The 21,508-nt window shown below is 67.3% G+C and carries 21 protein-coding genes; 15 read left to right on the plus strand and 6 right to left on the minus strand.

Features of this window, described 5'->3' with window-relative positions:
• Nucleotides 1–134: 134 nt before the first annotated feature.
• The 6 genes from QPK29_RS15420 to QPK29_RS15445 all read left to right on the plus strand — a co-directional run bounded on the left by QPK29_RS15420 (nt 135) and on the right by QPK29_RS15445 (nt 3,603).
• Nucleotides 135–302 carry a hypothetical protein gene (locus QPK29_RS15420; protein WP_200949099.1) on the plus strand — a complete coding sequence of 56 codons (168 nt, stop codon included), beginning with the start codon at nt 135–137 and terminating at the stop codon, nt 300–302.
• 34 nt (nt 303–336) lie between these two features.
• Nucleotides 337–501 carry a hypothetical protein gene (locus tag QPK29_RS15425; protein ID WP_200949101.1) on the plus strand — a complete coding sequence of 55 codons (165 nt, stop codon included), beginning with the start codon at nt 337–339 and terminating at the stop codon, nt 499–501.
• Between the two features lie 165 nt (nt 502–666).
• Complete coding sequence (locus QPK29_RS15430; RefSeq protein WP_371762600.1) at nt 667–1,041, plus strand: LiaF transmembrane domain-containing protein; 375 nt, start codon at nt 667–669, stop codon at nt 1,039–1,041.
• The gene (locus QPK29_RS15435; protein WP_371769865.1) at nt 1,031–1,738 is read left to right on the plus strand and encodes a LiaF transmembrane domain-containing protein; all 708 of its coding nucleotides are present in this window, start codon (nt 1,031–1,033) and stop codon (nt 1,736–1,738) included. The genes QPK29_RS15430 and QPK29_RS15435 overlap by 11 nt, the downstream gene beginning before the upstream one ends.
• An 11-nt stretch (nt 1,739–1,749) precedes the next feature.
• Nucleotides 1,750–2,850, plus strand: a complete 1,101-nt coding sequence (locus QPK29_RS15440) for a sensor histidine kinase (protein WP_371769864.1) — start codon at nt 1,750–1,752, stop codon at nt 2,848–2,850.
• Nucleotides 2,851–2,853: 3 nt separating this feature from the next.
• On the plus strand, nt 2,854–3,603 hold the full coding sequence (locus QPK29_RS15445) for a LytR/AlgR family response regulator transcription factor (RefSeq protein ID WP_371769863.1): 750 nt from the start codon (nt 2,854–2,856) through the stop codon (nt 3,601–3,603).
• A gap of 64 nt (nt 3,604–3,667) precedes the next feature.
• On the opposite strand, the gene QPK29_RS15450 is transcribed toward QPK29_RS15445, so the two are convergent.
• The 3 genes from QPK29_RS15450 to QPK29_RS15460 form a co-directional block, all read right to left on the minus strand.
• Complete coding sequence (locus tag QPK29_RS15450) at nt 3,668–5,929, minus strand: ATP-dependent DNA helicase (RefSeq protein ID WP_371769862.1); 2,262 nt, start codon at nt 5,927–5,929, stop codon at nt 3,668–3,670.
• Entirely contained in the window at nt 5,926–7,581 is a 1,656-nt protein-coding gene (locus tag QPK29_RS15455) for a VRR-NUC domain-containing protein (protein ID WP_371770029.1), read from the minus strand. The genes QPK29_RS15450 and QPK29_RS15455 overlap by 4 nt, the downstream gene beginning before the upstream one ends.
• Before the next feature lie 110 nt (nt 7,582–7,691).
• Entirely contained in the window at nt 7,692–8,432 is a 741-nt protein-coding gene (locus QPK29_RS15460; RefSeq protein ID WP_371769861.1) for a hypothetical protein, read from the minus strand.
• A 57-nt stretch (nt 8,433–8,489) separates the two neighbouring features.
• On the opposite strand from QPK29_RS15460, the gene QPK29_RS15465 reads away from it, so the two are divergent.
• From QPK29_RS15465 to QPK29_RS15485, 5 genes are all read left to right on the plus strand, one after another.
• A complete protein-coding gene (locus tag QPK29_RS15465; RefSeq protein ID WP_371769860.1) occupies nt 8,490–9,329 on the plus strand; it encodes a M15 family metallopeptidase in 840 nt (279 codons plus the stop codon).
• Between the two features lie 99 nt (nt 9,330–9,428).
• Nucleotides 9,429–13,184 carry a type VI secretion system membrane subunit TssM gene (tssM, locus tag QPK29_RS15470; RefSeq protein ID WP_371770028.1) on the plus strand — a complete coding sequence of 1,252 codons (3,756 nt, stop codon included), beginning with the start codon at nt 9,429–9,431 and terminating at the stop codon, nt 13,182–13,184.
• Complete coding sequence (gene tagF / locus QPK29_RS15475) at nt 13,181–14,170, plus strand: type VI secretion system-associated protein TagF (protein WP_371769859.1); 990 nt, start codon at nt 13,181–13,183, stop codon at nt 14,168–14,170. Before tssM ends, tagF begins: the two co-directional genes overlap by 4 nt.
• The gene (locus QPK29_RS15480) at nt 14,170–14,979 is read left to right on the plus strand and encodes an OmpA family protein (RefSeq protein ID WP_371769858.1); all 810 of its coding nucleotides are present in this window, start codon (nt 14,170–14,172) and stop codon (nt 14,977–14,979) included. The genes tagF and QPK29_RS15480 overlap by 1 nt, the downstream gene beginning before the upstream one ends.
• Before the next feature lie 319 nt (nt 14,980–15,298).
• Nucleotides 15,299–15,451 (plus strand): hypothetical protein, encoded by a 153-nt coding sequence (locus tag QPK29_RS15485; protein WP_156404042.1) that lies wholly within the window; start codon nt 15,299–15,301, stop codon nt 15,449–15,451.
• On the opposite strand, the gene icmH is transcribed toward QPK29_RS15485, so the two are convergent.
• From icmH to tssJ, 3 genes are read right to left on the minus strand one after another with little or no spacing between them, the layout of a single operon-like run.
• Entirely contained in the window at nt 15,438–16,199 is a 762-nt protein-coding gene (gene icmH / locus QPK29_RS15490) for a type IVB secretion system protein IcmH/DotU (RefSeq protein ID WP_371769857.1), read from the minus strand. The genes QPK29_RS15485 and icmH overlap by 14 nt on opposite strands.
• Nucleotides 16,196–17,542, minus strand: a complete 1,347-nt coding sequence (gene tssK / locus QPK29_RS15495; RefSeq protein ID WP_371769856.1) for a type VI secretion system baseplate subunit TssK — start codon at nt 17,540–17,542, stop codon at nt 16,196–16,198. The genes icmH and tssK overlap by 4 nt, the downstream gene beginning before the upstream one ends.
• Nucleotides 17,543–17,588: 46 nt before the next feature.
• Nucleotides 17,589–18,116 carry a type VI secretion system lipoprotein TssJ gene (tssJ, locus tag QPK29_RS15500; RefSeq protein ID WP_371769855.1) on the minus strand — a complete coding sequence of 176 codons (528 nt, stop codon included), beginning with the start codon at nt 18,114–18,116 and terminating at the stop codon, nt 17,589–17,591.
• Nucleotides 18,117–18,314: 198 nt separating this feature from the next.
• On the opposite strand from tssJ, the gene QPK29_RS15505 reads away from it, so the two are divergent.
• From QPK29_RS15505 to QPK29_RS15520, 4 genes are read left to right on the plus strand one after another with little or no spacing between them, the layout of a single operon-like run.
• Nucleotides 18,315–18,908 (plus strand): tetratricopeptide repeat protein, encoded by a 594-nt coding sequence (locus tag QPK29_RS15505; protein WP_371769854.1) that lies wholly within the window; start codon nt 18,315–18,317, stop codon nt 18,906–18,908.
• A 26-nt stretch (nt 18,909–18,934) separates the two neighbouring features.
• Complete coding sequence (gene tssB, locus QPK29_RS15510; RefSeq protein WP_371769853.1) at nt 18,935–19,450, plus strand: type VI secretion system contractile sheath small subunit; 516 nt, start codon at nt 18,935–18,937, stop codon at nt 19,448–19,450.
• Nucleotides 19,447–20,940: a type VI secretion system contractile sheath large subunit gene (gene tssC, locus QPK29_RS15515; RefSeq protein WP_056128114.1), complete on the plus strand. Its 1,494-nt coding sequence runs from the start codon at nt 19,447–19,449 to the stop codon at nt 20,938–20,940. The genes tssB and tssC overlap by 4 nt, the downstream gene beginning before the upstream one ends.
• 30 nt (nt 20,941–20,970) lie before the next feature.
• Nucleotides 20,971–21,462 carry an Hcp family type VI secretion system effector gene (locus QPK29_RS15520; protein WP_371762614.1) on the plus strand — a complete coding sequence of 164 codons (492 nt, stop codon included), beginning with the start codon at nt 20,971–20,973 and terminating at the stop codon, nt 21,460–21,462.
• Nucleotides 21,463–21,508 lie beyond the last annotated feature (46 nt).

Below are 21,508 nucleotides of genomic sequence, written 5' to 3' on the forward strand. Positions count from 1 at the left end.
GCGTCGAGTGAGGCACCAAGCGATCTTCCGCAGGTGGCCAACCACCTCGACAGGTCAGCCGGTCGCCTCGAGGACCGGCACCAATTTCGAAGCCGGCGATGAACGCGCCGGCTTCAACGGAAGCGGAGGTTGCCATGACCACGACGACGACGAACCATCCCCCCAAGCATCTCGTGCGCGAGTACCTCGAGCGGCGTTCGAAAGACCCGAAACCGCCGCCGACGCCGGAAGAAATCCGGCGCCAGCTGGGGTGGGGCATGCTGATGCCGTCGGACGACCGGATCGGCACCTCCCGCTCTTGAACCAGTTTCACCGTCACCGAACAGGAGAAGCATCATGACCGCCAAGATCGGCAGCAAACACGTGGCCCAGCACCGCGGCAAGAAAGAGCGCGAGGAGATCCACAAGATGAACGTCGCGCGCGAAGCCCTTAAATTGGCCGCTGCGCGCGCCAAGTACCGCAACCAGCAGAAGGGGCAGCGTCCGCAAGCCGCGGCCTGATTCATCGGCTTTCCGAAGGGCCCGCCATGGCGACATGGCGGGCCCTTTGCCATTCGCCGGCCCCGTCGCCATTCACCGGGACGGCGCCGCCATTGGCCGAAAAGCACTTCCACCCGCGCGCCGACCTCCGTTATCGTGTCGACATTCGATCACAACGGAGGAAACATGAATAGCGAAGCTTCCTACCACCTGCGGCGCCAGGTGTTGTGGGGCCTGGTCCTGGTGGGGCTGGGCGTGGCCTTCCTGCTGGACCAGATGGATGTGTTCGACGTCCGCTCGCTGTGGCATTATGCGCCGCTGCTGCTGGTCGTCGTGGGCATCAACCAGACCATTGGCTACCCGAGCGCCCGCGAATTCTCCAACGGCCTGTGGACCGTGTTCATCGGCCTGTGGCTGTTCGCCGTGCTCGAGGGCCTGTGGGGCCTCACGTTCGGCAACAGCTGGCCCCTGTTCATCATCATCAGCGGCATCACGATGGCGATCCGGCCGATCGCCGAGCGCCGCTTCGGCCCGAAGGGAGGGGACGGCCATGGAAAATAACACGAACCGCGCGTCGAGCCAGGTCGTGCTGGGCCTGATCGTCGTGGGCATGGGCGTCCTGTTCCTGCTCGATAACCTCGACATCCTGAATTTCCGCCATGCGATCGGGTTCTGGCCGCTCGCCTTCATCGTGGCCGGTTGCGCCGCCCTGTTCGGCAACGGGACGCGCAGCGGCCGCAGCGGCAATTACATGGGCGGCGTGCTGATCGGGATCGGCCTCCTGATGATCGTCAGCCGCATGGGCTACTTCACCATCAGCTGGGGCACGCTGTGGCCGCTCGTGATGATCGCGCTCGGGGGGCTCGTGCTGTACCGCTCGCTGGGCCCGGGGCGGGTGGTGCGCGACGGCGTTGCCGCGGGCACGAGTCCGGACAACGTCGTCGACATCGTCGCCGTTCTGGGCGGTTTCGAGCGCCGCGTGAGCACTCAGGACTTCCGCGGCGGCGAGATCACGGCCGTGATGGGCGGCTGCGCGCTCGACCTGCGCGACGCGTCCATCGTCAAGGAAGCCGTGATCAACGTCTTCACGGTCTGGGGCGGCATCAACATCAAGGTTCCGTCCGACTGGACCGTCGTCCTGAACGGCACGCCCGTGATGGGCGGCTTTGCGGAAAAGACGGCCCGGCCGCCCGACGCCAGCAAGCGCCTCGTCATCACCGGCTACGCCATCATGGGCGGCGTGGAAGTGCGTAACTAAAGGCGCGGCCGATGCACGGCATTTTCGCGAGCTGGCGCGCGACGGCGCTCTACCTGCTGGCCTGGCTGATGCTGGGCCTGCTGCTGGCGGCCATGCTGGCCGTCAGCGGCGCGGGCTGGGGGGCGAGCGTGCTGTTCGCCGTGCCGCTGGCGCTCTGGTTCGCGTACGCGGCGGGCTTTTCCGCCTACTACGTGTGCCGCGCGTATCCGCTGGGACGGCGCCGTCCGCTCGCTATCGCCGCCGGCGTCGGCATGACGGCGGCCTGCGTGTCCGGGCTGTGGTGCGGCATGGGCGCAGTGTGGAACAGCCTCTTGTCCGCGCTGGCGCCGGACGGCTACGTGCCCGTCGCGAGCGGCCCCGTGCTGGCGTCGATGTTCGGTCTCGGCCTGATCCTGTACGGCCTGGCGGCCGCCGTGAACTACCTGCTGATCGAGACCGAACGCGTGCGCCAGCTCGAGACGCAGCGCCTGGAGATGAAGCTGATGGCCCAGGATGCGGAGCTGCGCATGCTGCGCGCCCAGGTCGATCCGCACTTCCTGTTCAACAGCCTGAATTCGATCAGCGCGCTGACGTCGCTCGACCCCGCGGCCGCACGTGCCATGACCGTGCAACTGGCCGAGTTCTTCCGGCACACGCTGGGCCTGCGCGCCGACCGCAAGGTGACGCTCGGCCAGGAACTCCAGATCGTGCGGCATTTCGTCGCCATCGAGCAGGTGCGCTACGGCGACCGGCTGCGCTTCGATACCGCCATCGATCCCGCCGCCGGTGAGTGCCTGTTGGCGCCGATGCTGCTGCAACCGCTCGTGGAGAACGCGATCAAGCACGGCATCGGCCAGATGATCGAGACAGGCCTCGTGCGCATCGAGGCGACGCGCGCCGGCTCGATCCTGCGCATCCGCGTGGAGAACGATGTCGATCCCGACAGCGTCGACGGGACAGCCTCGGCACGCGGCACGGGCCTGGGCCTCGTCAACGTGCGCCAGCGCCTCGCGGCGGACCATGGGCATGAGGCGAGCGCGCACTGGATGCGGCGCGACGGCCGCTTCATCGTGGAGCTCGCACTGCCGGCGGTGACGGCCGACGAACCCCATCCCGAACCCGAAAGGATCTGACGCATGCGCGTGATCATCGTGGACGACGAACCCCTGGCGCGCGCCGTGCTGCGCGAGCATCTCGGCCTCCACCCCGACGTGGAGATCGTCGGCGAATGCGCCAACGGCTTCGAGGCCGTGAAGGCCATCGCGGAGATGGCGCCCGATCTCGTGTTCCTCGACATCCAGATGCCCAAGCTGGACGGCTTCGAAGTCGTCGAGCTGGCCGGCGCGAAGACGCACTACGTGTTCGTCACCGCGTACGACCAGTTCGCGTTGCGGGCCTTCGACGTCCACGCGCTCGACTACCTGCTGAAACCGTTCACGCGCGAACGCCTCGCGCAGGCGCTGGCGCATGCGCGCGCCCGCCTCGCCGCCCCCGCCGCCGCGATGCAGGGCGAGGAGGCCATGCGCGCGCTCGTGAGCGATGCGCAGGCGCGCCGCCAGCCGATCGAGCGCGTGCTGATCCGCGACGGCGCGCGCGTGCAAGTCATTCCCGTCGCGCGCATCGACTACATCGAGGCCCAGGACGATTACGTGGCCATCTGTTCGGAAGGCCGGCAGTGGCTGAAGAACCAGCGCATGGCCGAACTGGAAAGCCAGCTCGATCCGCAGGCCTTCCTGCGCGTGCACCGGTCGTACATCGTCAACCTGGGCACCATCGCGCGCATCGAGCCGACCGGGAAGGATGGTCACTGCGCCGTGCTGAAGTCGGGGGCGCGCATTCCCATCAGCCGCAGCGGTTACCAGAAGGTGCGCGACCTGATGCGCTAGCGGCTGATTCAGGGCGGCCATGGCGTCGCCGCCGCGCCTGGCCCCGTCCACCCTGAATGAGGCGCTAGGAGGCGGCCTTGCCGACGGGCCACCAGGCGGGCAGCAGCGCCTGCACTTCCGGCCGCGCGAAGCGGTCGTCGATCAGCCACACGACGCCGCGGTCCTGCTCCGTGCGGATCACGCGGCCCGCCGCCTGCACGACCTTCTGCATGCCGGGATAGAGATAGGTATAGTCGTAGCCCGCGCCGAACATCGCTTGCATGCGCTGGCGCAGCTGCTCGTTGACGGGGTTCACCTGCGGCAGGCCCAGGGTCGCGACGAAGGCGCCGATGAGGCGCTCGCCGGGCAGGTCGACGCCTTCGCCGAACGAGCCGCCCAGCACCGCGAAGCCGATGCCGCGACCGCCCGCGACGAAGCGCGCGAGGAAGTCCGCACGTTCCGGCTCGCTCATGCGGCGCGCCTGTCGCCATACGGGGATGTCCGGATGGTCGCGCTCGAAGCGGTCCGCCACCTGCTGCAGATAGTCGAAACTGGAAAAGAACGCGAGATAGTTGCCGGGCTTTTCGTGGTACTGGTCCGCCATCAGGGTCGCGATCGGCGCGAGCGAACCGGCCCGGGCCTGGTAGCGCGTCGAGATGCCGTGCGCGACGTGCACGTCCAGCTGGCTCGCGGTGAACGGGGAGTCGACGTCGATCCACGCGGTGTCTGCCGGCATGCCGAGCAGGTCGGCGAAATAATGCCAGGGGCTCAGAGTCGCGGAGAACAGCGTCGTCGAATGGGCGTACGCGAAGCGCGGGCCGAGGAAGGGGGCGGGGACGACGTTGCGGATGCATAGGGTCGTGTTCCGCTCGTCCTCGCGCGTGACGTCGAACAGCGAATGCTCGCCGAACGATTCCGCGAGCCGGCCGAACTGCAGCGCGCCGAAATAAAAATCCTGCAGTTCCGGGTCGAGCGGTACGGGGAAGGCCGCCATGTGCTCCGTGATGGCGCTGGCCGCGCCCTGCAGCGCGTTCAGGAATTTGTCCGGCAGGCCGTCCAGCACCTGGTAGGGCAGGGGCGCGGACTTGCTCACGTCCGTCCACGCGCGCTTGACCTTGTCGAGCGGCTTGTGCAGCGCCGGCGGTGCGATGGCCCGTGCCGCGCGCAGGCCCGCGCGTTGCAGCGTCGTCGTGTACATCGAACGTGCCCGGGATACCAGGTTGTGCGCCTCGTCCGCGAGCACGCTGACCTTCCAGCCGCGTTCCAGCGCCAGCGCGTACAGCATCGCGCCGCCGTCGAACCAGTAGTTGTAGTCGCCCACGACGACGTCGCTCCAGCGGACCATCTCGCTGCCCAGGTAGTACGGGCAGACGTCGTGCGCGAGACCGATCTCGCGCAGCGCGGCGCGGTCGAGCATGTCCGCGTGCGCCGCCGCGTCGCGCGCGGCCGGCAGGCGGTCGTAGAAGCCCTGGGCCAGCGGGCACGAATCGCCATGGCAGGCTTTGTCCGGATGCTCGCAGGCCTTGTCGCGCGCGCTCAATTCGAGCACGCGCAACGGCAGCGTGCCCCCGGACTTCAACGTGGCAGCGGCGTCCAGCGCGAGCTGGCGTCCCGGCGTCTTCGCGGCCAGGAAGAACACTTTGTCGAGCGCTTGGCCGGGTGCCGCCTTCAGCACAGGGAACAGCGTGCCGACGGTCTTGCCGATACCGGTCGGGGCTTGCGCGAGCAGGCTGCGCTTGCCGGCATTGGCGCGGAAGATGGCTTCCGCGAGCTGGCGCTGGCCGGGACGGAAGTCAGCGTGCGGAAAACGCAGCGCCGTCAACGCGGCGTCGCGCGCGCCGCGGTGCGCGAGTTCCCGCTCGGCCCAGGCGACGAAGCGGCGGCACTGGTCTTCGAACAGCGCGGCGAGGTCGGCGCGGGTGTGGGTCTCGCGCAGCACGGTTTCCTGCTGGGTGCCGATGTCGAAGTAGACGAGCGCCAGGTTGACGTCGTCCATCCCGAGCTCCTCGCACATCAGGTGCCCGTAGACGCGCAACTGGGCCCAGGCCAGGCGCAGGTGATTGTCGGGGATGCGCGCGAACTGGCCGCGGTACGTCTTGACCTCTTCGATCAGGTTGCGGTCGGGGTCGTAGCCGTCGGCCCGTCCGCGCACGTGCAGCGGGCCCCAGTCGCCCGCCAGCGTCACTTCGCTGCGGTAGTTGTCGTCGCGGCGGGATGCCACGACGGCATGGCCCGCGATGCCTTCCTGCGCCGTGGGCGACGGCGTGAAGCGCAGGTCGAGGTCGCCCTGCTTGGCCGTGAATTCGCACAGGGCACGCACGGACACGACGTAGCGTGCGTCGTTCATGCGGCGGCCTGCTCCCATTGCAGGTAGCACACCGTGATCGGCATGCCGTGCTCGGCGCAGTAATCGATCCAGCGCAGCTGGTTGTCCTGCAGGCGGTCGCCCGGGCCCTTCACCTCGATCATGTTGTAGCGCTGTTCGCCCGGCCAGAACTGGATCAGGTCGGGGAAGCCCGTGCGGTTTTCCTTCACGTCCTGCAGGATGCGGCGGAACCACAGTGTCAGGTGCGCCGCCGGGATGCAGTCCAGCGCCAGTTCGATGATGCCGCGATCGAGCCAGTCCCACGCGACGAACGGCGATTGCAGGCCTGCCTTCTCGTCGTACGTCGCGAGGATGGCGGCGCGGTGGCGGCCGTCGTCCAGCAGTGCGAGGCAGGCCTCGAAGGCGTCCTTGCGGCGCTGGTAGAAGTCGGCCGCGAACAGGTCGGCCGGGCCGCGGTGGAACGGGTGGAAGAACGCGCCCGGGACGGCCGCGAAGATCGCGCGCCAGCACAACAGGCCGAACAGCGTGTTGGCGAGCGTGTTCTCGACGTAGAAGACGGGCGCGTCGGCGCGCGCCAGATGCTCCAGCACGACGCCTTCGACGCGCCATTCGCCGCCCGGCAGGGGCAGGCTCAGGTCGAGCCGGGCGGCCGGCGTCGCGCGGCGCGGCGGGCCTTTCGGATGGCCCAGCTTGCGCGCCAGGCGCGGGCCCAGGCGCAGCAGGTGCTGGCGCTCCGCCTCGCTTTCCGGGGCCTGTTGCGCCGTCTCGAACAACGCATGGGCTTCGTCGAATTTCTCGTGCTTTTCCAGCACGCGGATCGCACGGCCGCGCGCACCCGGATAGCGGCAATCCGCGTACACGGCATACGCATTGTCCCAGTCCCGCTCTTTTTCGAGCAGCTGGCCGAGCTGGAACAGCAGACGTTCGCGCCGGCTGTCGAGCCAGTCGTTGCCGAACGCATGGCGGGGCAGGTCGGCCAGTACGTCCAGCGCCGCCTCGCCCGCGTAATAACGTTCCTTGCACGCGTGCAGCTGCAGGTAGTGGTCGATGTCGTGACGGGCCCGGAAGCCGCGCGACGCCGACGAGAATTCGACGCGCTCGTAGCGGAACAGACCGAGGTCGGACAGCACGAATTCCGTCCAGTCCTGCGAGAGGTTGCCGAAGAAGATGAGGCGCAGGCGGTCGCACAGCGGTTGCACGAGCAGGCGCAATGCGAGGTCGTCGCAATGCCGGTGCCAATGCGAGAACGGGCGGTCCGCCTCGTGCGCGGGATCGCCGCGCAGCGCTTCGAGCTGGTCGGCCTTGCGCGCGCTCTTCTGCGCGCCGGTCAGGCCGAACGCCCCGGCCAGTTCCGGCTTGGAGAGCAGGTCGAACAGCTCGTCGAGCGTCAGGACGGGGTCCGACTCGATCCAGCCGCTGGGCAGCAGGGCCTCTGCCGCGGCGCGCGGGCAGCCGATCTCCGCGTAGTTGAGCTTGCTGGCCCGGAACAGGGTGCCCTTGCGCATCGCCATTCTCACGAACAGGGCGCGGGCCGGTTGCGGCAATTGCGGGAAGGCGGCGATGAACGCGTGTTCCTCGTCGATGAGCAGGTCGGCGTAGCGCTCGGCGATCCAGTCCAGCACGCGCTGGAAGTTATCCAGATAATAAAACTCGTTTTCCAGGACTCTGATCATCGTCATACCGCGCCAACTGTACTTTTGTACAGTATAACGGTGCCGGCGACGATGGCCCAGCAGTTTTGCTGTCGTTACAGCCCGCGGCGTGGTTTTCCGGACAGGCTGCCCTATTGTCGGGGTGGCATGCGCGGGCCACACGACTTGTCGGTGCACGCCGCCGTTCCCGCGCCATCGGCCGCCTCGTTACGGGTGCCGGTGTGCTGGAGGATGGCCGAGATCAGGGCGACGTCCGTATCGACCCCGGTCGTTGACGGCGTCGTCCTGGAGGCGCCGGCGGTCCGCTTCTGGCGCGGCGGTGCCGGGTCCGCATGGGCCAGCGCCCGGGGTGCGGTCGTCCGGGACTCCGGTTGTGGCCGTGCATAAGGAACGGCCGGCGTGGCGGGACGCGTGACCGGATGGCGCGATGGGGCAGACGAAGGGGGCGCCGTCGTACCGGCCGGGGCGCGCCTGGCCACGTCGGACGCTGCAATGGCGGCAGGCTGGGGCAGATCGATGATGACGGCGCCGCGCGCTGGGACGGCTGCCGCAGGTGTCGCGTACGTATTGGGCACCGGCATGGACAGCGGACTTTCCGTGGTCAGCGTGGCGCGCGTGCCTGGCACGTCGACGGGCGTGCTGTCGCGCGCCGGCGTCGCGCCGTGGACGAGCCACGCGATGACGACGAGCAGGGAGCACGCCAGCACGCCGGCGGCGCCGTACCAGACGACGACCGGCAGGGCGCGGAGCCGGCGCCCGGGTGCCTGGCCGTCGAGCATGGCCAGGATATTGATTTCGCTGGTTGCCCGGCGCGACGACGACATCAGGTTGGGACGTCTGGAGCCAGGTTGATTTTCATCTGTAGGGCGCACCGCGTTACTCCTAAGATTGGAAAACTAGTTCCAATTAGAAACAAACCGGAGAATCCGATGCTGATCTTCCTCGCATTCTTGTACTTTTTCCTGGCTTGCAGCGTCATTTGGCTCGCCCTGTTCCCGGGCGGACGGGCGTCGGTGCTGCAGGTGCTCGGCATGCTGCAACGCCGGCTCCAATGGCGCGTCGGGGGCTGGCAGCGCAGCGGTAATGCCACGCTGCGGGCGTCCTGGTCGGGCGCGCGCGGCGTGTGGTTCGACGGCCGCAGGATGCTGCGGCGGCACTGGGCGTGGTTCGCCGTCGGCGTGCCGCTCGTGCTGATCCCGACGCTGCTCGCGTTGCTGATGCGCCGGCCGGACATGCTGCCCGACTACGAGCCCACCGACACCGTCGTCGACGCCCAGGTGGCCGCGTTGCTCAAGGGCGAGCAGCTGGTGCCGCCGGCCGCGTTGCCCCCGCTCGCGTTCGGCACGCGCGAAGTGGAACTGGTGCGTCCGATGCTCGTGGACGCCAGCCGCAACTGGGGGCTGCTGCGGCCGGAGTTCAGCCAGCGCCTGCTGTTGGTGTTCAAGATCATGAAGGAAAAATACGGTTACGAGATGGCACTGCTGGAGGGGTACCGCAGCCCGGCCCGTCAGGACATGCTGGCCGGCATGGGTTCACAGGTGACGAACGCACGTGCATTCCAGAGCTGGCACCAGTACGGGCTGGCGGCGGACTGTGCGTTCTGGCGGGACGGCAAACTCGTGATCTCGGAAAAAGACCCCTGGGCCATGCGCGGCTACCAGCTCTACGGCGAGGTCGCCGAATCGCTGGGCCTGACCTGGGGTGGGCGCTGGACGATGATGGACTTCGGCCATGCGGAGTTGCGGATGCGCGGGGTGATGCGGCGCTGATGGCGGACGGTTCCCGGAGCGTTGTCTCACCTCAAATTTTCGACAAGGAAATAGTGCCAGTATTGCTGATGGTATTCACCAACCTTCCGAACGAACATGATGGCCCGACTCTGGCAGTTCCTCACCGACAGACGTGTTTTGGCCGCGATCGGCATCGGCGTGCTTGCAGCACTCGTGCTGCTGGGCGCGGATTCCCTCGACACGGCCCTCATCTGGGCCGCACTGCTGGGCCTGCTCCTCCTGTGTGCGGGAGGGATCGCCTGGCTCATCCGGGCCTGGCTGCGCAAGCGCGCGGCCAGCCGGCTGGGCGAAGCGATCCTGACCGGCGCGGAGACCGACGGCAAGGCCCAGGCGACGCGCAACGACGCGGCCGTGCTGCGCAAGGGCATGCTGGAAGCCATCAACACGATCAAGACGTCCAAGCTGGGCCTGACGCGCGGCGCCGCGGCGCTGTACGAGCTGCCGTGGTACATGATCATCGGGAACCCGGCGGCCGGCAAGAGCAGCGCGATCAAGCATTCCGGTCTGACGTTTCCGATCCCCGGCAGCAAGGCGGTGCAGGGCGTCGGGGGCACGCGCAACTGCGACTGGTTCTTCACGACGGATGGCATCCTGCTCGACACGGCCGGGCGCTATTCCGTATTCGACGCGGACCGCGCCGAGTGGTTCAGCTTCCTCGACCTGCTGCGCAAGTACCGCCCCCGCGCGCCGATCAACGGCATCCTGATCGCCGTCAGCGTTGCCGAGCTGGGCGGCGGGAGTCCCGAGACGTCGATCGAACTGGCGAAGAGCCTGCGCACGCGCGTGCAGGAACTGACCGAAAGGCTGGGCGTCCACGCGCCCGTGTACGTGATCTTCACGAAGGCCGACCTGATTGCCGGCTTTGCCGACTTTTTCCACGGCAGCGAACTGACCGAGCGCGAGCGCGTCTGGGGCGCGACCCTGCGCTACAACCGGCGCAGCACGCCGCAGGACGTGCTGGCATTCTTCGACCAGCATTTCGATGAATTGCACGACGGCCTCAAGGAGATGAGCGTGGCCAGCATGGCGGGCAACCGCAGCACCGCGCTGCGCCCTGGCGTGTTCACGTTCCCGCTCGAATTTGCCGCGCTCAAGCCCCAGCTGCGGGCCTTCCTCGCCACCCTGTTCGAGGAAAACACGTGGCAGTTCAAACCCGTGTTCCGCGGCTTTTATTTCACGAGCGCGTTGCAGGAGGGCAGCGTGGAGAACCAGTCGGCACGGCGCGTCGCGGGACGGTTCGACCTGCAGCTGCGCCCGTTGGGCGAGAAAGCCGGCGACGACGCCGCGCCCGGCTCCGAGCAGTCCGGCTTTTTCCTGCTGCAGCTGTTCCGCAAGGTGATCTTCGCCGACCGCGACCTGGTCAAGCGCTATACGAGTCCAGCCGCCACACGCATGAAGATCGGCGCGTTCTTCGTCGCCACCCTGCTGCTCGGCTGTGCGCTGGGCGGCTGGAGCTGGTCTTACATGGGGAACCGGCAGCTGGTCGCGAACGTCAGGGCCGACCTGGACAAGGTCATGAAGCTGCAGGCCGGCCGGACCGATCTGCAGTCGCGGCTGGAAGGGCTCGACATCTTGCAGGACCGCATCGAGCAGCTCGACAAGTATCGCCAGGACCGCCCGTGGGCGCTGGCGTTCGGCCTGTACCAGGGCGAGGCGCTGGAGCGCAAGCTGCGCGACGAGTATTTCGCCGGCGTGCGCGAAGTCATGGTACAGCCGGTGGCGGGGGCGCTGGAGAACCTGCTGACGGAGATGAACGCGAACGCGTCGCAGCTCGACCCGAACGTGCGGGCGACGCCAGCCGCCAAACCCGGCCAGCCCTACCAGGATGTCTCGGCCACGAACGTCGGCGACGCCTATAACGCGCTCAAGACTTACTTGATGCTGGCGGACAAGAGCCATGCCGAACCCGGCCACCTGAACGACCAGCTGACGCGCTTCTGGCGCGGCTGGCTCGAAGCGAACCGGGGCACGATGCCGCGCGAGCAGATGATCCGCAGCGCCGAGCGCCAGCTGACCTTCGTGCTGGCCCATATCGACGACCAGGCGTGGCCCCAGATCACGCCCAAGCTCAGCCTGCTGGACACCGCTCGCGAGAACCTGCGCCGCGTCGTGCGCGGCACGCCCGCGCGCGAGCGCGTGTATGCGGACATCCGCACCCGCGCGTCGACGCGATTCCCGGGCGTGACGGTGGCGCGGATCGTCGGTGAACAGGACCAGGCGCTGGTCGTCGGCAGTTACGCCGTCGGCGGCGCGTACACCCGCGATGCCTGGGAGAAATTCGTGCAGGGCGCGATCCGCGAGGCGTCGACCCGCGAACTGCAGAGCAGCGACTGGGTATTGAAAAGCGTTGCCAAGGACGATCTCACGCTGGAGGGCAGCCCGGAGCAGATCCAGAAAGCCCTCGTCGAGATGTACAAGAGCGACTATGCGCGCGAATGGAGCAAGTTCGTGCAGGGCGTGACGATCGCCGACCTCAATGGTTTCGACGCCAGCGTGCAGGCGATGAACCGCCTCGGCGATCCGCTGACGTCGCCGCTGGCGAAAGTGCTCAAGACTGTCCACGAACAGACATCCTGGGACGATCCCACGCAGGCCCGGGTCGACACCGTCAAGCTCAAGCGGGGGCTTGCAGGCTGGTTCCGCGAGGTGGTGCTGCGGCAGGCGCCGAGCGAGGCGCGCCAGGTGGCCGATGCGATGGGCCCGCTGCCGGTGGGGGGCGTGCAGGCGGCCGGCCCGGTCGGCCGCGAATTCGGCGGCGTCGCGCGCCTGGTCGGCGTCAAGGAAAAAGATGCGTCGCTGATGACCGGCTACCTCGATGCGTTGTCGAAGCTGCGCAGCCGCCTGAACCAGCTGAAGAACCAGGGCGATCCCGGCCCCGGCGCCAAGCAGCTGATGCAGCAGACGCTGGAGGGCAATGGTTCCGAACTGGCCGAAGCGTTGAAGTACGTCGACGAGCAGATGCTGACGGGGATGACGGACACACAGAAGCAGATGCTGCGCCCGCTGCTCGTGCGGCCGCTCGTGCAGACGTTCGCAATGATCGTGCTGCCCTCGGAATCGGAGATCAACAAGACGTGGCAGGCCCAGGTCGTCGAGCCGTTCCAGAAGACGCTGGCGGCCAAGTATCCGTTCGCGCCGTCTGCCCAGATCCAGGCCACGCCGGCCGAGATCGGCCAGGTGTTCGGCCCGGACGGCGTCGTCGCCAAATTCGTGGGCACGACGATGGGGCAGCTGGTCGTGCGCCGTGGCGACGTGCTCAGCAGCCGCACCTGGGCCGACATCGGCATCACGCTGGCGCCGCTAGCGGTCAGTGGCTTCCCCGGCTGGGTGGCGCCGTTGTCGGCCAATGGCGTGGCGGCCGGCGGCGGCCCGCAGACCGTGTTCCAGCTGCTGCCGCTGACCGCACCCGGCGTCACCGAATACACGATCGAGATCGACGGCCAGCAACTGCGCTACCGGAATACGCCGGCAGCCTGGGTCAACATGGTGCATCCCGGTCCGCAGGGCAGCAGCGGTGCGAAGATCAGCGCCGTGACGTTCGACGGCCGCACGGTCGAACTGTTCAACGAGGCGGGCGAGTTCGGGCTGCAGAAGATGATCGAGGCAGCGGCCAAGAAGCGCCTCGATGCGGGTACGCACGAACTGCGCTGGAACGCAGGCAACGTCTCGGTGGCCGTCAACCTCAAGCGCGTCAGCAGCACGGACACGTCCGGTGGGAACGCCCAGGCCAGCCAGGGCTTCCGCGGCCTGCGCCTGCCGGACGCCATCGTCGGCCGCGCAGGTGCGATCGGCGCCAGCGGCACCGGCCCGGCGCTTGCAGGAGCGGCGCAGTGAACCGCGCCCCGAACCGAACTGCCCAGCGCGCGCCCGCCGTGAGCCGCATCGGCTATTTCGGCAAGATCCCGGCGCACAGCGACTTCGTCAAGCTGGCCGACGACCAGCCCGTGATCGGCATGCTGGACGACTGGATCGCGCAGGTCATGACGCGGCTGCCGTCCGATGCGCGCTGGAAGCTGAATTACGATGCGATGGCCCCGGCCAGCTTCGCCTTCGTGGGGCCGGACCGGCGTCATGCCGTCGCCGGCCACCTCGTCGCCAGCCACGACCGGTCGGGGCGGCGCTTCCCGTTCCTGATGATGCGGACCGTCGACCTGCCCGACCCCGCCCGCTTCGTCGCGCGCTGCCCACTCGCGTTCGCGCCGTTGTGGGATTACCTCGAGGGCATGGCGCCGCAAATACTGGGCAGCACCGACCCGAGCGCCTACCTGCAGGCGATCGCGGACGCGCCCGTGGCGTTGGGCGAACACGACGCCGCGCTGGACAGCTATCTGGCCCTGTCCACTGTCGGCGAACTGACGACGCAGCTGGAACTGGAGGTCAACCGGATGATCCTTGGGCTCGGCCTGCTGCTGCAGCCCGTGATGCACAGCCGTCCCGCGAGCCTGCACAAGAGCCTCGTGCTGCCGCTGCCGCGTGAAGGTCTCCAACGCCATGCGGCCGCCGCCTTCTGGCTGGAACTGGTGCTGCCGTTCATCCGGCGCAGCGGCTTCGACCTCGTGCTGTTCGTCACCCGCGTGCGTGAGCATCCCGCGCTCGTCGTCGGCTTCGGCGGGGCGGCGCCCGGTACGCTGCACGCCCTGATCGATCCGATCGTCGCCGCCGACCAGCAGGTGCATCTCGCGGACAACGCCTGGATCGACGAGCAGCTCGGCCTGGACGTGGACGTGCGTGCGCTGGCCAGCTACCTCGAGCAGCCGGCGTTGCCCCTGCGGCTCGCGCACGAACTGTTCCTGAAAACCTTTATCGGAGCCGCGCTGTGATGCCGAAGACATTGATCCTTTACGCGGCCATTGTGGCCGTCACGAGCGTGCCCGCCAGCGCGCAGACCCAAGCCCAAGCCCAGGCCCAGGCCCAGGCCCAGGCCCAGGCCCAGGCCACCGCACCCATCGTCGTGTCCGGCACGGTCGCCGACGACGCCAGCAAGGCCGCGCTGCTGGCTCGCCTGCGCGCTGTGTACGGCGCGGACCGGATCGTGGACCAGCTCGCGGTCGGCCGCGTTTCGATGCCGGCGAACTGGAACGACCGTGTCGGCAAGCTGATCGGCCCGAACCTGAAGCTGATCAGCCGCGGCCAGCTGCAGGTCGACGGCACGAGCGTGAGCCTGCGCGGCGACGTCGCGAGCGAAGCCCAGCGCACGCAGATCGCGAGCGACATCGCGCTCGCCCTCGATCCGGGCTACACGGTCAACAACGGCCTGCGGGTGGCGGCCTCGGAGCAGGGCATGCTGGATGCGGCGCTCGCCAACCGCATCATCGAATTCGAATCGGGCCAGGCCACGCTGACGGATTCCGGCAAGGCGATCCTCGACCAGATGAGCGTGGCGCTGCTGCGCCTGAAGGACAAGCGGGTCGAAGTCATCGGTCATACGGATAATGCCGGCTCGCGCGCGGGCAATTTATCGCTCAGCCAGGCGCGCGCGGAGGCCGTGAAGGCGTACGTCGTCGGACGCGGCGTCAAGCCCGACATGGTCGCCGTGTCCGGCGAAGGCCCGGATCGCCCCGTGGCCGACAACCGCACGCCCGAGGGCAGGGCGCGCAACCGCCGGATTGAATTCAAGGTCGTCCAATAAGCCCCGCACGCGTTTTCGTTATATATTTGCAGGGTTAATATTCTTGCAATGGCGCGTATGAACATCGCCATGCAAACGTGGGGCGGCCGTGGCGACATCCGGCCTTTCCTGGCGCTAGCGGAGGGCCTGCAGGCGGTGGGCAACGACGTCCACCTCGTGATCACCTGCGTCGACAGTGGTGCCCATGAAGGCATGGTGTCGGCGAGCCGCGCGAAGATCAGCGTCGTCGCGTCGCCCGTGCTCGCGCCGGAACAGCAGCAGACGGTCGGCGGGACGGCTTACGAGATCCGCAAGCTCCGCTTTGCATTCCCCGATGCAGATGGCGACTATCCTGCGGCCGTGCCTGGACCCGGTCGAAGACGCCATGTTCGACGCCGCGCGCCGGCTGTGCGCCGAGTCCGACGTGCTGATAGGCCATTACTTCATGCACTCGTTGCAGACGTTCGGGCACCCGGACGTCACGGTAGCGTGATCGTCACATTGGCCGACCGCGGCGGCAGCTTGACGAGGTCGTTGTAGCTGACGAGCGCCCGATCCGTCTCGCGCCCCAGCGCACTGCGATAGCCCAGGTAGGCGCCCAGGCCGGCCAGCGCGAACACGCCGCACAGGATCCACAGCGACGTGTCGCTGCCGATCCTGTGGGCGATCTGGTCCGGCCGTTCCGCATGCGGGGCGAACGTGCGGCTCTTGTTGCGCATACGGGCGATCTCGTCGCCCAGGCGCGCCGTCAGGTAGTTCAGCTTGTCGCGGCCGTCCAGCGCGAAGCGGCCCTGGAAGCCGAGCAGCAGGCACAGGTGATAAACCTCGAGTGCCTGCAGGTGCGCGCTGCCCTTGGCGCGCAAGTCTTCCAGGCGCTGGAAGAAATGTTCACCGGCGAGCTGGTCGCCGAACAGGCGTAGCTGCAGCGGACGGGTTTCCCACGCTTCGCGGATGGCGTACTCGGAACCGAGGATGATCTCGTCGACGGCCGCGCAAAACGCATATTTGGCTGCCGTCACGTCGTCGGCCGGGATGCCGAGCGACCTGGCGCTGCGGTCGACTTCGCCGAGGAAGCCCGTCATGCGGTCGGCGAACGCGGCCTGCTCCTGCGGGCCGCAACCGTTTTTCAAAAGGAACAGGGCGTAGAAACCCTCGTACATCAGGTCGACGAGGGAGGCGGGGGCGGTGCCGGCGGCGCCGCGCGGGGAGGGCGCGGCGCGCCGTTCGACGGGATGGCTCATGCTGCGATCGCAATCAGTTCGAGTTTAAGGTCACGGATACCGTTCGGGACATAGATCGAGATGGCCTGCGCCTTGAGCATGCTGTCGTACAGCACGCCGCGGTTGTCGAGCACGAAATACACCATGTCCGGGCGTACGGGGAGCGCGCTGGGCACCTGGGCCGCATGCGCCAGCTTCACGCCGGGCATGGCGGTCAGCACCAGTTTGTCGACGTCTTCGGGGGCGCCGATCTTGAAGCGCAGCGGGACGATGTCGACGAGCTGCAGCGCCGGCAGGTCGGCGGCCACGCCCAGGTACAAGGTCGTCTGGACATTGATCTTGCCGGAGTCGAGCGCGCCCAGGTGATACGAGGGGCGGTCGTTCGACAGCGCGATCGCGAAGTAGCGCGACGAGATCACGGTGTCGAGCAGTTCGCGCAGGATGCCGTCGAGGCGGGCGAAGGCCGGTCCGGGATCCTGGTGGGCATAGGCCGGCAGGTCTTCCAGCCGGGCCGTGCGCGAAAACGTCATCAGCCCGCCGGCCAGCGACAGGAGCTCCTGGAACAGGCGCTCCGGATGCAGTTCCCGGTGGGCGAGGTAATGCGTCAGCGCCGCGTAGCCGGTGCTGACCGTGTGCAGCAGCCAGAACGACGCGACGTCGCCGCCGCGCAGTTCGACGACGTGGCGGCCCGGTTCGCGGTAATGGCCGTACAGCGCATTCACCTTGGCCAGCAGTTTTTCCATCAGACGCACCAGACGCGCGTGCAGGCCTTGCGCGCCCGCGATCGACAGGCTGGGCGGCGTGAACGCCTGGTCGATCTCGAAGCCGCCTGTCGCCACGCGCTGCAGGCGCACGAGCGGAAAGCTGTCGTAGGCGTCGAGCGCATCGAGTTCGGACACAAGCCGCACCGTGCGGGTCAGGTAGGCCACGGGGGCCGGCGCGGCCTGGCTGAACAGGTCCTGGGTGTCGTGCTCGCGCTGGCCGAAGCGCGCATCCGGCCGCGCCGCGCCCCGCTCGGCGCAATTGTCGCCATGCGTTTTCAGCACGGGCAGAGCGGCGTGGAAGGTGATTGTCTGGACGTCGGGCGGCAGCTCGTCGAGGCGAATCTGGGGCGGCAACGGATCCTGGTCCGGAGCGCGCACGAGGTCGCCATCGGGGAAGATCAGCGCCAGCTCGGTCACGCGCAGCGTGTCCGCCTTGAGGGCATCGGCATCGATGGCCAGCCGGCGCACGCCCCAGCAATAGGGATGCAGGGCGCTGGCCGTCTCGTTCAGGCGCGCTTCGTGGTAGCGGTCCTGTTGCTGGAAGTGCTGGGGACGCAGGAACAGCCCTTCGCCCCATAAAACTTTCGCCGGAGTGTTCATGAGCCTCCCTTCGCAAATCTCTAGCTTGCTGGAAACGTTGCGGCGCTTATTGACAGTGGACAAGAGACAAAGCCTTGGCGGCATTGCCGGCCGACAGGGCACAGGCGTGCAGGCCGATGGTCGCGCCGGTGCCTTCAGCATCCGCGGCCGGGATGACGGCGCGCCAGGCATTGCCTGACGGCGCGTGGAACAGGGCGACGACGCCGAGCCAGGGCGTGTCGCGCGCGAGCCTGTCGTTGATGTCGAGGCGCTGGCCCGGCACCAGCGTGACTTCCCTGGCCTCGACGAGGTCGGCGCCGAGGGCCTCGCGCTCCGCTTGCGACGACAGGAACGCGGCGTAGGGTGCCTGGTCGAACGCGCCGCGCTGGCGCAACTTGTAGATCTTGACGAGCAGCGCCAGCGACTGGCCGCGCGCGTCGACGTTCAGGCGCGGCGCCGCATGCAGGTGCATGACGACGTTGCGCGGCGGCTGCTGGGATTCCGGTACGGGCGCCGGCTTGCGCAGCCCGAGCGTGCCGCCGGCACAACCGCCGAGCAGACCGGCGGCGCACAACACGATCCACGTTCGTTTCATCGTTGCTCCTTGCATCTGATAAAGAGAACACGACGATTTAACGGGATCGCCCGCCATGCGCCCTGAGCAGGCGCAATACCCGCTCAACAGCCTCTTCGACGCGGCGCAATGAGGCAGCAAACCTGCGTTGATGGCACGCAATTCTCCCCAGAAACCGTTCACCAATAATGGCGTCTGATTTCAACCCGGGAGAGCCAGATGACCTTCGAACGCCTGATGCCGCTTGCGGCGGTGCCCATCACATGTGTCATGTTGTTGTCGGCCTGCGCCAGTACCGCGCCGGCGGCAAGCCATGCGGCCAAGGCGGCGCCGACGATGGCGAGCGCGATGGCCGAGGTGGATGCCGCCGTGCTCGCGGGCCAGAACGACAAGGCCTACGCGATCCTGAAGAATGCCGGCACCGCCTTCCCGACCGACAAGACGCCATGGGTGCGCATGGCCCAGATGCACTTCGACAGCACCAATTACGGCGAGGCGATCGTCGACGCGCTGGAAGCGCTCGAGCGCGACCCGGACGATACGCTGGCCAACAGCATCGTCGCCGTCAGCGGCCTGCGCGTGACGAGCAAGGCGCTGTTCGACCTGAGCCAGAAAAACAACCTCACCGGCAACGTCCGCACGGAGGCGCAGGACCTGGCCAAGCTGCTGCGCACGAGCCTCAACGAAGACGTGCTGGTGCCGAACAACCGTCCCGCCGCGCCGCGCGTGAAGGAGACGATCAAGAAGGCCGTCGGCGCCGCGTCCACTGCCCGTACCACCGCATCGAGCGATCCGTTCGGCGCGCTCAAATAATCCGTCCACAGCCCACTGGAGTCGACATGGCAAAGAATGAAAGCGTGCAGAAACGCCTGCAGAAGGTGCGCGCGCCGCGCGTGCAGATGACGTACGACGTCGAGATCGGCGATTCGATCGAAAACAAGGAATTGCCGTTCGTGGTCGGCGTGCTGGGCGACTTCGGCTCGGACCCCGATGCGGCCAAGAAGCGCCTGAAGGACCGCAATTTCGTCAACGTGGACGCCGACAATTTCGACGAAGTGCTGGGCGCCGTGGCCCCCGCGACGAGCTTCCGCGTGGAGAACCATCTGTCGCCGGAAGGCGGCGAATTCGCCGTGCAGCTGCAGTTCAAGCAGATGGACGACTTCCGTCCGGAAGCCGTCGTGCAGCAGGTGGCGCCGTTGAAGGGCCTGCTGGAAGCGCGCGGCAAGCTGGCCGACCTGCGCAACAAGCTGGCCGGCAACGACAAGCTGGAAGACCTGCTCAGCGACGTGCTGTCGAATACGGAAAAACTGGGCAGTCTCCGCAAAGGCGGCAAAGGCGGCAAGGAGGAAGCATGAGCGCGATCCTCGATACGGCGAACGCGGCGCAGGCAGCGGCTCCTGAACTGGACATGTCCCTGCTCGACCAGATCGTCGAACAGAGCCGGGTGGCGAAATCGAGCAGCGAACATGAACGGGCGCGCGACATCATCTCCGAGCTCGTGAGCCAGGTAATGGAGGGCACGATGGTCGTGTCGACGAATCTGTCGGCCACGATCGATGCGCGCCTGGCGGAGCTGGACCGGATGATCTCGGCCCAGTTGTCCGCGATCATGCACGCGCCTGAATTCCAGAAGCTGGAACGCAGCTGGACCGGCCTGCACTACCTCGTGAAGAACACGGCGACGAGCAACGGCCTGCAGGTGCGCATGCTCAATGCGAGCAAGCGCGAGCTCGTGAAGGACTTCCAGTCGGCGCTCGAATTCGACCAGAGCACGCTGTTCAAGAAAGTCTACGAAGAAGAATTCGGCAGCTTCGGCGGCGCGCCGTATGGCACTCTGATCGGCGATTTCGAGATCACGCGCCAGCCCGAGGACATCTATTTTCTCGAGCAGATGTCGCACGTGGCCGCGGCCAGCCATGCGCCGTTCATAACGTCAGCCGGGCCGGAACTGTTCGGCATCGAGAGCTTCGGCGACCTGGGCAAGCCGCGCGACCTGGCCAAGGTGTTCGACACCGTCGAATACGCGAAATGGAAGGCGTTCCGCGAATCGGAAGACGCGCGCTACGTCGGCCTCACCTTGCCGCGCTTCCTGGGCCGCTTGCCGTACAACCCGGCCGACGGCACCGCCACGGAAGGCTTCAATTTTGTCGAGGACGTGGACGGCACCGACCACCAGAAATACTTGTGGTGCAACGCGGCCTACGCCTTCGCGACCAAGCTGACCAAGGCGTTCGAGGACTATGGCTGGTGCGCCGCGATCCGCGGCGTCGAGGGCGGCGGCCTCGTGGAAAACCTTCCCACCCACACGTTCAAGACGGACGAGGGCGAGATCGCGCTGAAATGCCCGACCGAGCTGGCGATCACGGACCGGCGCGAGAAGGAATTGTCGGACCTGGGCTTCATCTCGCTCGTGCACTGCAAGAACACGTCGTACGCGGCGTTCTTCGGCGCGCAGTCGGCGCAGAAGGCGCGCAAGTACGCGAACGAGGCGGCCAACGCGAACGCGCTGCTGTCGTCGCAGCTGCAATACATCTTCGCCGTGTCGCGCATCGCCCACTACATGAAGGCGATGATGCGCGACAAGATCGGCAGCTTCGCCGCCGCATCGAACGTCGAGGATTACCTGAACCGCTGGCTGACGCAATACGTCCTCCTGGACGACAACGCGAGCCAGGAACAGAAGGCGCAATTCCCGCTGCGCGAGGCGAGCGTGCAGGTGGCCGAGGTGCCCGGGCGGCCGGGCGTGTACCGGGCCGTGTCGTTCCTGCGCCCCCATTTCCAGCTCGACGAATTGTCTGTTTCGCTCCGATTGGTCGCGGAGTTGCCGCAATCGACCAAGAACTGATTCTTTCACCAACTTGAACTGGAGTAGAACATGGCAATTGACGTGTACCTGCAAATCGACGGCATCAAGGGCGAATCGGCCGACGACAAGCACAAGGATTGGATCGAGTGCAAAGCGGTCAACTGGGGCGTGACCCAGCCGAAGTCGGCGACGGCGTCGACGGGCGGTGGCCATACGGCCGAGCGCTGCGAGCACGAGGAGATCGAGATCGCCAAGCTGGCCGACCTGTCCTCGCCGCTGCTGCTGCAGACCTGCTCGTCGGGCAAGACGATCCCGAAGGCGAAATTCGAATTCATGCGCGCCGACGGGCAGGGCGAACGCGTCAAGTACTTCGAGATCGAGATCGAGAACGTGTTGATCGGCTCCGTCAAGCCGACGGTCGCGGAAGGCGATTTCCTGCACGAGAAGGTCGGCCTGAAATTCTCGAAGATCAAATGGAAGTACACCCAGCAGAAGATCGGCGGCGGCGCCGGCGGCAACACGTCGGGCGGCTGGGATCTCGCCACCAACCGGGTCGTCTGAATACGCATTCCTGACTTACCCCGCGTCTTCCGCGGCCCCCGGGCCG

The organism is Massilia orientalis (assembly GCF_030411975.2).
Classification (GTDB): Bacteria; Pseudomonadota; Gammaproteobacteria; order Burkholderiales; family Burkholderiaceae_D; genus Telluria; species Telluria orientalis.

What these genes read in the sequence shown, in the direction of transcription:
- QPK29_RS15420 (WP_200949099.1), top strand. Translation starts at nt 135, where the DNA reads ATGACCACGACGACGACGAACCATCCCCCCAAGCATCTCGTGCGCGAG.
- QPK29_RS15425 (WP_200949101.1), top strand. Translation starts at nt 337, where the DNA reads ATGACCGCCAAGATCGGCAGCAAACACGTGGCCCAGCACCGCGGCAAG.
- QPK29_RS15430 (WP_371762600.1), top strand. Translation starts at nt 667, where the DNA reads ATGAATAGCGAAGCTTCCTACCACCTGCGGCGCCAGGTGTTGTGGGGC.
- QPK29_RS15435 (WP_371769865.1), top strand. Translation starts at nt 1,031, where the DNA reads ATGGAAAATAACACGAACCGCGCGTCGAGCCAGGTCGTGCTGGGCCTG.
- QPK29_RS15440 (WP_371769864.1), top strand. Translation starts at nt 1,750, where the DNA reads ATGCACGGCATTTTCGCGAGCTGGCGCGCGACGGCGCTCTACCTGCTG.
- QPK29_RS15445 (WP_371769863.1), top strand. Translation starts at nt 2,854, where the DNA reads ATGCGCGTGATCATCGTGGACGACGAACCCCTGGCGCGCGCCGTGCTG.
- QPK29_RS15450 (WP_371769862.1), bottom strand. Translation starts at nt 5,929, where the DNA reads ATGAACGACGCACGCTACGTCGTGTCCGTGCGTGCCCTGTGCGAATTC.
- QPK29_RS15455 (WP_371770029.1), bottom strand. Translation starts at nt 7,581, where the DNA reads ATGATCAGAGTCCTGGAAAACGAGTTTTATTATCTGGATAACTTCCAG.
- QPK29_RS15465 (WP_371769860.1), top strand. Translation starts at nt 8,490, where the DNA reads ATGCTGATCTTCCTCGCATTCTTGTACTTTTTCCTGGCTTGCAGCGTC.
- tssM (WP_371770028.1), top strand. Translation starts at nt 9,429, where the DNA reads ATGGCCCGACTCTGGCAGTTCCTCACCGACAGACGTGTTTTGGCCGCG.
- QPK29_RS15480 (WP_371769858.1), top strand. Translation starts at nt 14,170, where the DNA reads ATGCCGAAGACATTGATCCTTTACGCGGCCATTGTGGCCGTCACGAGC.
- QPK29_RS15485 (WP_156404042.1), top strand. Translation starts at nt 15,299, where the DNA reads ATGGCGACTATCCTGCGGCCGTGCCTGGACCCGGTCGAAGACGCCATG.
- icmH (WP_371769857.1), bottom strand. Translation starts at nt 16,199, where the DNA reads ATGAGCCATCCCGTCGAACGGCGCGCCGCGCCCTCCCCGCGCGGCGCC.
- tssK (WP_371769856.1), bottom strand. Translation starts at nt 17,542, where the DNA reads ATGAACACTCCGGCGAAAGTTTTATGGGGCGAAGGGCTGTTCCTGCGT.
- tssJ (WP_371769855.1), bottom strand. Translation starts at nt 18,116, where the DNA reads ATGAAACGAACGTGGATCGTGTTGTGCGCCGCCGGTCTGCTCGGCGGT.
- QPK29_RS15505 (WP_371769854.1), top strand. Translation starts at nt 18,315, where the DNA reads ATGACCTTCGAACGCCTGATGCCGCTTGCGGCGGTGCCCATCACATGT.
- tssB (WP_371769853.1), top strand. Translation starts at nt 18,935, where the DNA reads ATGGCAAAGAATGAAAGCGTGCAGAAACGCCTGCAGAAGGTGCGCGCG.
- tssC (WP_056128114.1), top strand. Translation starts at nt 19,447, where the DNA reads ATGAGCGCGATCCTCGATACGGCGAACGCGGCGCAGGCAGCGGCTCCT.
- QPK29_RS15520 (WP_371762614.1), top strand. Translation starts at nt 20,971, where the DNA reads ATGGCAATTGACGTGTACCTGCAAATCGACGGCATCAAGGGCGAATCG.